Origin of the sequence: Luteibacter sp. 621 (assembly GCF_050435445.1) — a bacterium.
In the GTDB taxonomy this organism is placed as follows: domain Bacteria; phylum Pseudomonadota; class Gammaproteobacteria; order Xanthomonadales; family Rhodanobacteraceae; genus Luteibacter.
Window position 1 is genome coordinate 77,313 of sequence record NZ_JBNDKI010000023.1, and the last position, 10,753, is coordinate 88,065.

At 64.7% G+C, this 10,753-nt stretch carries 7 protein-coding genes; 3 read left to right on the plus strand and 4 right to left on the minus strand.

The window, feature by feature from the left end; translation table 11 throughout:
• Window positions 1–17: 17 nt before the first annotated feature.
• Window positions 18–722: a glutathione S-transferase N-terminal domain-containing protein gene (locus ABIE56_RS19730; RefSeq protein WP_429245514.1), complete on the minus strand. Its 705-nt coding sequence runs from the start codon at window positions 720–722 to the stop codon at window positions 18–20.
• A 130-nt stretch (window positions 723–852) separates the two neighbouring features.
• Between ABIE56_RS19730 and ABIE56_RS19735 the strand changes: the two genes are divergently transcribed.
• A complete protein-coding gene (locus tag ABIE56_RS19735) occupies window positions 853–1,368 on the plus strand; it encodes a DUF1697 domain-containing protein (RefSeq protein WP_429245515.1) in 516 nt (171 codons plus the stop codon).
• Window positions 1,369–1,417: 49 nt separating this feature from the next.
• On the opposite strand, the gene ABIE56_RS19740 is transcribed toward ABIE56_RS19735, so the two are convergent.
• From ABIE56_RS19740 to ABIE56_RS19750, 3 genes are all read right to left on the minus strand, one after another.
• Window positions 1,418–2,917 carry an amino acid permease gene (locus tag ABIE56_RS19740; RefSeq protein WP_429245516.1) on the minus strand — a complete coding sequence of 500 codons (1,500 nt, stop codon included), beginning with the start codon at window positions 2,915–2,917 and terminating at the stop codon, window positions 1,418–1,420.
• An 86-nt stretch (window positions 2,918–3,003) separates the two neighbouring features.
• Window positions 3,004–4,101: a glycerophosphodiester phosphodiesterase gene (locus tag ABIE56_RS19745; RefSeq protein ID WP_429245517.1), complete on the minus strand. Its 1,098-nt coding sequence runs from the start codon at window positions 4,099–4,101 to the stop codon at window positions 3,004–3,006.
• Window positions 4,101–6,392 carry a TonB-dependent receptor gene (locus ABIE56_RS19750; RefSeq protein ID WP_429245518.1) on the minus strand — a complete coding sequence of 764 codons (2,292 nt, stop codon included), beginning with the start codon at window positions 6,390–6,392 and terminating at the stop codon, window positions 4,101–4,103. The genes ABIE56_RS19745 and ABIE56_RS19750 overlap by 1 nt, the downstream gene beginning before the upstream one ends.
• Window positions 6,393–6,605: 213 nt before the next feature.
• Between ABIE56_RS19750 and ABIE56_RS19755 the strand changes: the two genes are divergently transcribed.
• Window positions 6,606–8,534: an alkaline phosphatase family protein gene (locus ABIE56_RS19755; RefSeq protein WP_429245519.1), complete on the plus strand. Its 1,929-nt coding sequence runs from the start codon at window positions 6,606–6,608 to the stop codon at window positions 8,532–8,534.
• Between the two features lie 74 nt (window positions 8,535–8,608).
• Window positions 8,609–10,600: a bifunctional 2',3'-cyclic-nucleotide 2'-phosphodiesterase/3'-nucleotidase gene (locus ABIE56_RS19760; protein WP_429245520.1), complete on the plus strand. Its 1,992-nt coding sequence runs from the start codon at window positions 8,609–8,611 to the stop codon at window positions 10,598–10,600.
• The last annotated feature ends 153 nt before the right edge of the window (window positions 10,601–10,753 follow it).

A 10,753-nucleotide genomic window follows, 5' to 3' on the forward strand; every position in this document is an offset into this window, starting at 1 on the left:
GCGCGCGATGCTTTCAATTACGAACGCGCCGGAATCTTCAACCCACGCTCCACACCCGCACGCGACGTCCCACGCTCCAGCCACGCAATCACGTTCTCAAACTGGTCGAATTCCACCAGCTCACGCGCGCCGTAGAACGTCACCAGGTTGTTCACCCAGCCAATCGTGGCGATATCGGCAATGGTGTAGTCATCGCCAATGATCCATTGCTTGCCCTTCAGCTGCTTATCGAGCACGCCCAGCAAGCGCTTGGCTTCGTCGACATAACGCTGCAGCGGCCGCTTGTCTTCCCATTCGCGCCCGGCGAACTTGTGGAAGAAACCCACCTGGCCAAACATCGGTCCGATGCTGGCCATCTGGAAGAACACCCACTGGATGGTGTCCCATTTCTTTGCCGGGTCCTTTGGAAGGAACTTGCCCGTCTTCTCAGCGAGGTAAAGCAGGATGGCGCCGGATTCGAACAGGCCGATCGGCTTACCGTCCGGACCATTCGGGTCGATCATGGCGGGGATCTTGCCGTTCGGGTTAAGTGACTCGAATTCCGGCAGCTTGCTTTCGTTCTTCATGATGTCCACCAGGTGGACTTCATAGGGCAGGCCCAGTTCCTCCAGCATGATCGAGACCTTCACCCCGTTCGGCGTGGGCAGCGAATACAGCTGGATACGATCCGGATGCTGCGCCGGCCAGCGGGCGGTGATCGGGAAGAGGGAAAGATCGGCCATGGGAAAGCATCCTGTGGTGGGCGGGGGATCAGACCTTCGAAGGTAGGGCGCCGCCCGGGCCGATTCAACCGCCCTGCACCGCCCGGCCACCTTCGGCATACACTCGCCCCACCCTGCCACGGAGCCCGCCATGACCGCGTATATCGCCCTACTCCGCGCCGTGAACGTCGGTGGCACCGGCAAGCTGCCCATGGCTGAGCTCAAGGCCATGTGCGAGGCGGAAGGGTTCGAACGGGTGAAGACCTACATCGCCAGCGGGAATGTGGTGTTCACCTCGCGGCTGAAGGAGAAGGCGGTGAAGGCCGCCCTCGAGGCACGGCTTGCCGACTACGCGGGCAAGCCCGTCGGGGTGATGGTCCGCACCGTGACGGAGATGTCCGCCGTGGAGGCGGCGAACCCCTTCAAGGTAGCGCCCGGCAACCGCGTTGTCGCCATCTTCCTGGATGAAGCGCCGGCAAAGAACGCCCTGGCGGACGTAAAGCACCAGGCCACTGAGGAACTCCGGCTCGGCAAGCGCGAGATCTACGTGCGCTACGACGAGGGCATGGCCTCATCGAAACTGGTGATCCCCGCCGCAAAGGCCGGCACCGCCCGCAACATGAATACCGTCGCCAAACTCGCCGAACTCGCAAGCGCACTCCTGTAGGAGCGCGCTTGCGCGCGATAGGTCCTCGCCCCACCGCGTCACGTGTTCCTCAGTTCAACTTGCTATGCCGCACACCATAGGTGAAGTACACGATCAGCCCGATGATCATCCAGATCGCAAAGCGCTCGAACGTGATCCACGGCAGGCCATAGATCAGCGCCAGCGAGAACAGGATGCCCATCGGCGCCACCACCCACACAGCGGGTGTGCGGAAGTTACGGTGCAGATCCGGTTTGCGCACGCGCAGGACGAGTACCGACGCGCAGATCAGGATGAATGCGCTGAGCGTACCGATGTTCACCAGCTCGGCCACTTCGCCGATGGGCAGCAGGCCTGCGACGATGGCGGTGAAGATGCCCAGGATCATGGTCGGGCGCGCCGGCGTGCCAAAGCGCGGGTGCACCTTCGAGAAGTACGCCGGCAGCAGGCCGTCGCGCGAGAGTGCGAACCAGATGCGCGCGGCGCCCAGCATGAAGGCGAACAACACGCTGATCACGCCGATCACCGCGGCGACCGCAATGATGTTGCTGATCCACGGCAGGCCGATGGCGTTGAACGCGTCGGACACAGAGGCTTCGCCACCGAGCGAGGTGTACGGCACGATGCCGGTAAGCACGAGCGAGACGGCGATATACAGGACCATGGCGACCGCGAGCGAGAGCAGCACCGCGCGCGGCAGGTCGCGCTGCGGGTTCTTCGCTTCCTCCGCGGCCGTGGTCAGCGTGTCGTAACCGAACACCGCGAAGAACACGACCGACGCACCGGTGAGCACGCCGTGCCAGCCAAAGTGGCCCGCACCCTTGTCGTCGAAGATTCGCTCGGGAATGAACGGGTGCCAGTTGGCGGTGTTGATGAAGAACGCACCCACGCCGATCACCAGCGCCACGCCGAGCACCTTGATGCCGACGATGAGCGTGTTCAGGCGCGCGCCCCACTCCGTACGTACCGAAAGCAGGATGGCGACGAACAGCGAGATGCCGGCCGCGATGATGTTGAAGCGGTGGCCATCGGTCGGTGCGGCCACCGGATCCTTGACCGTGATACCGAGCGAGCCAATGCCGTGCTGCCAGTAGTACTTCATGGTGTCGGCGCTCATGCTCTTCTGCGCCCACTCAGGCAGATGCACACCCGCGGTCGCCAGCAGCACCTGCACATACCCCGACCAGCCGATGGCGACCACCGCCACCACCAGGGCGTATTCGAGTAGCAGATCCCAGCCGATGATCCAGGCCGCGCCTTCACCCAGCACCGCGTAACCGTAGGTGTAGGCGCTGCCGGTGACCGGGATCAGCCCGGCGAACTCGGCATAGCAGAGGGCGGCGCAAGCACTGCCCAGGCCCGCGATGATGAAGCTGAGCGCCACCGCCGGGCCGGCGTTCATGGCCGCCTGCTGGCCGGCCAGTACGAAGATGCCCACGCCGATGATGCCGCCGATGCCGATGGCGGTGAGCTGCCACAGGCCCAGGACACGGCGGAAATCCGTCCGCTTACCGACTTCCGCCTGCAACTGCTCGACGGACTTGTGGCGAAGGAACCTGGCTAGCGACATGGGGCGATCCGCGGAATTACGAGTGACCGCGGATCATAGCGGGCGGGGCACCCGGTGTCGCCGAGCGGGTGCAGCATTCCCCGCGGTCAGCGGTGGTCTACGGCCTTGCGGCCCAGGGCCGGGTCATCGGTGAAGAAGGCATCGATGCCGGTGGCCAGATAGGCGCGGATTTCTGCCACGGAGCCGGCCTCGTTGCGGGCGGGATCGCCTGCCTCATTGCGGAAATTCGCCGCCAGGAAGTGGTTCTCCGGGCGGAAGGTGTACGGGTGCACCTCCAGGCCGGCCGCGTGGGCGTCGTGGACCAGGGGGGCCACGGGCGCCAGTTTCCCGTCAGCCGCAAGCGGGATGATGCTGCGAGTGGAGGGCCCGATGGCGTCGGCATAGCCGCGTACCGCCTTCAGACCGGCCGGGGTCATCATTTGCCCATAGGTCAGGGATGGCTCGTCAGCCGGATGCTCCTGCGCACCCTCCATCAACTGGAGCAGGCGAATGTTCGGGTGATCCTTACCCAGCTTGCCGCGCAGGTACTTCAGGGTGCCGACCTCGAACGACTGGATCTCCACCGGCGCCGTGCGCGTGTACGCATGGGCGGCCAGGGTCGCCAGCACCTTGTCTTCCATGGGCAGCCCAATGCCCCGGAAGTACGTGGAGTGCTTGATCTCCGGGATGATGCCCAGCACCGTGCCGCGGGCCGAGGCCTCGGCGGCGACGAACTCGATCATCTCGTCGAAGGTGGGCACGGTGAACTGGCCGTCGTAGGCCGTGTTGGCCTTGCGAATATCGGCCAGGCGCTCGCGGGCGCGCAGCGTCTTCAGCTCGGCCAGGGTGAAGTCTTCGGTGAACCAGCCGGTGATCTGCACGCCATCCACCGTTTTCGTGGTCTTGCGGCTGGCGAACTCCGGGTGATTCGCCACATCCGTGGTGCCGCCGATCTCGTTCTCGTGGCGCACCACGAGCACGCCATCCTTGGTGCTGACCAGGTCCGGCTCGATAAAGTCCGCGCCGTCGCGGATGGCGACGGCATACGAGGCCAGGGTGTGCTCAGGCCGCAGGGCGCTGGCCCCGCGGTGGCCGATCACCAGCACATTCGCAGCAATGGGGCGGGCATCCATGGCTTCCACGGTCATCGGCAACGCTCCGCTCAACAAGGCAAGGAGGCCAAAGGATAGCGCTGTCGCCTTCATCAGAAGTCCGCCGAGAGGGTAACGAAGCTCTGCCGCGGTGCGCTGGCGTGGAACGCCAGGGCACCGCCCTGCGGATCCGTGGCCGCGAACGCGGTGAGGTTGCTCGCGTAGCGGTGGTCGGTGAGGTTGGTGACGTTGAGCGCCAGGGTCAGCGCCTTCAGCTGGCCGAGCGCGCCGAAGTCGTAGCTGGCACCGAAATCAAATGACGTGGCGCCAGCGACGCTCTGGTCGTTGGTATAGGTGTAGTAGCGCTTGCCGGTGTACTTGCCGCGCAGGCTGGCCGTCCACGGGCCGGTGGTGTAGCTCAGTTCGCTGGCAAACATGCGCTTGGGCGTATCCACCGTGGTCTTGTCCTTCACCGGTACCACCACGCCATTGGCGACGTAGTTGTCATCGTACTTCGAACGGTTGAACGACGCCGAGTTGTACCACTGCAGGCCCTGTACCGGCTTCCAGATGAAGGTGAACTCCGCACCGCGGCTGCTCACCGAACCCACGTTGACGAAGGCGGTGTTGCACTCGGGGCGCGTACCCACCTCGATGCTCGGGCAGGGGTTCAGCGAGAGCAGGCGGTTGTCGAACTTCACGTCGTACAGCGCCACGGAGGCCTCGTAGAACGAGCCGACGCTGCGGAAGCCGCCATCGATGCTGCGCGACTGTTCCGGCTTCAGGTTGCTCTTGGTGCCATCAAACGCCGACTGCGAGACCGACTGCGGGCCACCCGCGCCGCCACCCTGGAACGAGGCGATGTTCTTGGCGTACGAGAGGAACAGCTCCTGGCCCTTGGCCAGCTGCCAGGCGATACCGGCCTGCGGCAGCAACGCCTTCTGCGCCTTCAGGGTGCCGGTGGCGTACGGGCTCTCCACGCCGGGCAATTCCACCGCCTTCATGGTGGTGTGCGGGCTCTTCACGCCGATATCGACGGACAGGCGATCGTCGAACGCCTTGAAGCTGTCCTGCAGGTACGCCTGCTTGGTGGTGATGGTGTAATCCTGCGCGAACAGGCGGCGGTCCGGGTCCTTCAGATAGTAGTTATCGCTGACCGGGCCATCGATCCAGTAAAAGTTGCGCTCCACGTGGTGGTCGTTCTGCTCGTACCACACGCCACCCTCGACGTGATGCACGCCGAAGTCCCACGCCAGCGAGGCGATTGCGCCGGTGCGGTTGATCGTGTAATTGGTGCTGCGAATGCTGATCGGTAGTTCGTCGGCCGTGCCCGGGAACGACTTCTGGCCCGGCGACCACCAGTGACCCTGGCCGGCGTTTTCGTGGTGATACACCTGCGTATGCAGCGTGCCGCCATCGGCCACATTGAAGTCGCCGGCAACGTAGTACAGGTCATCGCGGCGCAGCGCCCGGCTCTGGTAGTAGGCGTCGTCGATGTTATCGACGCCGCCAGAGAAGCCGCAGCGCGCATCCTTTACGCCACCGATGGTGTAGGCGGGCGCGCAGTACGCCGCGGCCAGCGCACGGTTCCAGTCCGGCGCGTACAGGTTCCAGTCCCAGCCAAGGCCGCGCTTCATGCCGCTCTTGGAGAGGTAGGCGTAGTCGGCCTGGCTGGTGCGTGAGGTATCGGCGAAACCGGTGATACGGTTGCCGTCACCGAACTCGTACACGGCCTTGCCGTTGAACTGCTTGGTGTCGGTCTTCGAGCCCGGCTGTGCCCACATGTCCGCACCCGCCTTCACGCCGCTGAGGTACATGGAGAAGCCTTTGTAGTCGCCGGTATCCATGCGCGCATACGTGCGGCGGTTGTGGTCGCTACCAAAGGTCTGGGCCACCTTGCCACCAAACTTGGTGGACGGATCGGCGGAAAAGTACTGGATGGTGCCGCCCAGGTTGCTGGTGGAGGCGGTGCCGAGGGCGCCGATGCCTTCGGAGAGTTCCACGGTGGACATGTTCTCGGCGATGAGGGCGCGCGAGATGTTCAGGCCGTTGTAGTTGCCATAGGCGTTATCGCCCAGCGGCAGGCCATCCAGGGTGTAGCCCAGGCGCGTGGTGTTGAAGCCGCGCAGGGTGATCGACTGGGATTCCTCGTTCGCACCGAAAGCGTCGTTGGATTCGACGTTCACACCGGGCAGGCGGTTGAGGATCTTCTGAGGGCTGGTACCCGGCGGGAGCACCTTCTGGTCCTCCGGCACGATGCGCTGCACCTGGCGGGTTTCGCCCTGGCCGATGACCGACACCGCTTCCAGATCCTGGGTGTTCGGCGGCGGGGCGTCTTCGGCATGGGCCTGGAAGGCGACAGCAGCGGCGAAGGCGAGGAACAGGGCGGAGCGTGCGTGCTTCATCGAAAGGGGGACTCGACGTGAGGGAAGCCGACGAGCGTGGAGCGCATGTATTTACGTTTCTTTACGGTGGCCGCTGGAAAAGCCGTTTGGTGAACCGGGTCGCAGTTACGCGGATCCACGCTATGAATGGTCAAGACCGCCGGTTCGCCCCACGGCGGCGCAAAACTGCAACACTTGCCCCCAACAATGGCGAACCCTTGCACGGACCCCTCCATGTCACTGCGCAACCGCCTTGCCGCCCTGCTCCTCCTCGCCCTGGCCTCCGGCCAGGCCAGCGCCGCCCACCGTGTCATCGTGTTCGTGTGGGATGGCATGCGCCCCGATGCGATCAGCGAGGACGACACGCCGAACCTGGCGGCCCTGGTCAAGCAAGGCACCTACTTCGCGGATAACCACGCGACGTACCCCACCTTCACCATGATCAACGCCTCGAGCTTCGCCACGGGCTCGTTCCCCGGCACCATCGGCTTCTTCGGCAACCGCTTCTGGGCGCCGGGCGCCAGCGGGTTCGATGCCAAGGGCGTGCCCAGCGATTTCGCGGCGCCGGTGTACACCGAGGACTATGCGGTGCTCCGCGCGCTGGATGATCACTGGCACCACGACCTGCTGCAGGCACCGACGCTGCTGGAGCGTGCGCGGAAGAAAGGCCTGAAGACGGCGGTGGTCGGTAAATCCGGCCCGGCCTTCCTGCAGGACATCCACGAGGGCGGCACCATCCTTGATGAAAACGTGGCGCTGCCGCTTTCCTTCGCGCAGAAGCTCGCGAAGGCCGGGTTCCCGCTGCCCGCGAACATCGTGCACGCGTACGACGACGAGCATTTCCACCTGGAACCGGATAACGGCGCGCCCACCGCGCAGCTGCCGCTGGTGACACTGAAGGACGGCAGCACGTCGGATGCCTCGGATGGTGCGGGCGCGCCGCCCACCGCATCGAACGCGTACCTGATGAAGGCGTTCCTCGAATACATCCTTCCCGTGGAGAAACCGGACGTCAGCTTCGCATGGCTGCGCAATCCGGATTCCACCGAACACCAGTACGGGGTGGGCTCGCCCAACTTCCACCTGGCCCTGCGTGCGCAGGATGAGCTGCTGGGCCAGTTGCAGGCGAAGCTGAAGGCGCTTGGCATGGACGCTGATACGGATCTCATCATCGTGTCCGACCACGCACACAGCAACGTGGCGGGACCGCGCGATCTGTTCCCGCTGCGCCAGATCGCCGACGGGCGCGTCGGCCGTGTCGATAACGAATGGGGCTTCTCGGCATCCGGCGCCATTCGCCTCGCCGACGAGATGACCCAGGCTGGATTCACCGCGTTCGATGGGTTCGGCTGCATCTATGCGCCGGTGATGGCGGGCGTCCTCGCAAACGGCAAGCCGCTGCATCCCACCCGCTACGACGATGATGGGCGTGTCTGTGGAAAGCCCGGCCCCTATACCACGCCCGCTTACAAGGTACCTGCCGAGCTGCCGAAGGAAGCCTTCGTCATCGCACCGAACGGTGGCAGCGAGTACCTCTACTTGCCGTCGCATGACCGCGCGCAGATCGAAAAGGCCGTTCGTTTCCTGCAGTCACGCGAGATGGTCGGCGCCATCTTCGTCGATGCGCGCTACGGCAAGATTCCCGGCACACTGCCGCTCGCCACGGTGCACCTCGCCAACAAGCGTGCCCCGGATATCATCGCCAGCTACGACTTCGATGCGGATGCGGTGATCCAGGGCTTCCGCGGCACCGTGTACACCAGCATGAGTAATGAGCGCGGCATGCACGGCAGCTTCAGCCCCGTGGATGTGCACAACACTTTGCTCATGACCGGCCCCGACTTCCGCAAAAACGTGCGCAGTGAGCTGCCCAGCGGCAACGTCGACGTGGCCCCCACCCTGGCCGCCGTGCTGGGCGTGGACCTGGGCAAGGCCGATGGCCGCGTGCTGCGCGAGGCGGTTGAAGGCCGCAACGGTGATGGCCTTTCGGCAAAACCCGTGGATATCACGACGGATACGGCCACCGGCCTGGACGTGCGCCGCGTCGATGGCACCCCCATGGCTCGCAGCAGCTACCGCTTCACCCTGAAGACCAAGCAGCTGACCGATAACGGCAAGACCTACACCTATTTCGACGAAGCCAAGGCCGAACGCACGCCCTGAGGGCTTTGGCGGGCAACCGTAACGTGATTCTGCTAGTTTCCGCCCCCTGATCCACCGATAAACGGACCCTTCCGATGTTCAAGCCCCTCGCGCTGGCCTCGCTCTCGGCCGCCCTGCTCGCCGCGTGCGCCAGCACCCCCGCCGATAAACCCGGCAAGCCGGCCGCCCTGGCCGATGGTGCCACGCTCGACCTGGCGATCCTCGAGACGACCGATGTCCACTCGAACATCCTGTCGTACGACTACTACAAGCAGAAGGACGATGCGTCGTTCGGTTACGAGCGCACCGCCACGCTGATCCGCCAGGCGCGCAAGGAATTCCCGAACACGGTGCTGTTCGATAGCGGCGATACGATCCAGGGCAGCGTGCTGGCCGATTACCAGGCACTGGTGAAGCCGATCGGCTGCGATACCGAACTGGGCATCTACAAGGCCATGGATAGCGTGGGCTACGACGGCGGCACCGCCGGCAACCACGAATTCAATTACGGCCTGCCGTTCCTGGCCCAGGTCACGAATACCGCCATGAATGTGGATGGCGTGACCGCGCAGCAGTGCGCTGGCCCGAAGTTCCCGCTAGTGCTCTCCAACGTGGATAGCGCAAAGGATGGCAAGCCCATCTTCAAGCCGTGGACCATCGTCACCAAGACCGTGACCGCGAAGAACGCCGCCGGCAAGGATGTGCCGACGCAGGTGCGTATCGCGATCATCGGCTTCACCCCGCCGCCAATCCTGGATTGGGACAAGCGCAACCTGCAGGGCAAGGTCACCGTGACCGGCGTGGTTGAAGCCGCGCAGAAGTACATGCCGGAAATCCAGGCCCAGCATCCGGATCTCGTCGTCGGCATTCTCCACGGTGGCCTGAACACCGAGCCGTATACGCCGCAGATGGAAAACGGTGGCTGGTACCTCGCCGGCGTGCCGGGCTTCGATGCGCTGCTGCTCGGCCACTCGCATACCGAGTTCCCGGGGCCGCGCTACGACGGCATGAAGGACGTGGATGCCAAGCGCGGCATCGTCCGTGGCGTACCTGCGGTGATGGGCGGCTTTTTCGGCAAGGATCTCGGCGTCATCAACCTCACCATGAAGCGCGAGGCTGGCCGTTGGGTGGTAGAGAAGGACAAGAGCCACAGCGCCGTTCGCCCCATCTGCCAGAAGAAGGGCCAGTGCGTGGACGCCGATCCGTCGATCGCGCCGCTGGTGAAGGATGCCCACGACGCTGCCGTGGCCTATGTGAACACGCCGATCGGTGAAACCGACCACGCGCTCACCAGCTACTTCGCCGACGAAGGCAACATGACGGCGTTGGCCGTCGTAAACGCCGCGCAGATCGATTACGTGCGCGACGAGCTGTCGCGTTCACGCCCGGACCTGAAGGACGTGCCGGTCATCTCCACGGCATCGGCCTTCCGCACCGGCTTCGGTGGCCCGGATGATTTCACCGACGTGCCGAAGGGCCCGCTGACCATCCGCAGCGCGTCGGATCTGTACTTCTACCCGAACACGCTGGCCGCGGTGAAGATCGACGGCGCGGGCGTCAAAGCATGGCTGGAGAAGTCGGCCAACCGCTTCAACCAGATCGATCCGTCGAAGGACGGCGAGCAGCCGCTGATCGGCAAGATGCCGGGCTATAACTTCGACCAGGCCCAGGGCGGCATCACGTATACGATCGACGTGACCAAGCCGGAAGGCCAGCGTATCGGCAACCTGCGCTACAAGGGCAAGCCGGTTAAGGACAGCCAGGCGTTCGTGGTGGTGACCAACAGTTATCGCGCGAATGGCGGCGGCGAGTTCCCGGGCATGAACGGCGACTCGGTAGTGCTCAACGCGCCGGATGGCAACCGCGAGGTCGTCATCAAGTGGGTTCAGGCGCACAAGACCATCACCAGCAAGCTGGTGGACAAGCGCTCGTGGACCTTCGTCCCGGTGAAGGTGAAGGGCCCGGTGACCTTTACCGGCAGCGCCGGAAAGGAAGACATCGCAAAGGGCCTGGGCCTGCACGTGACCCAGCTGAAGGACAACGGCGACGGCACCGCGGTCTACACGATCGACCTCTCCAAGAAATAAGCCCGCCCCTGTAGGAGCGGGGGGGGGGGGGGGGGGGGGGGGGGGGGGGGCGGCCCCGCCCCCCACACCCCGCCCCCCCCCCGAACGCTAGCGTTTAAGTGCGATCAGGTAGGTGACGCAGGCAGTGGATGAGGTACAGAGAGGGCGATCTGC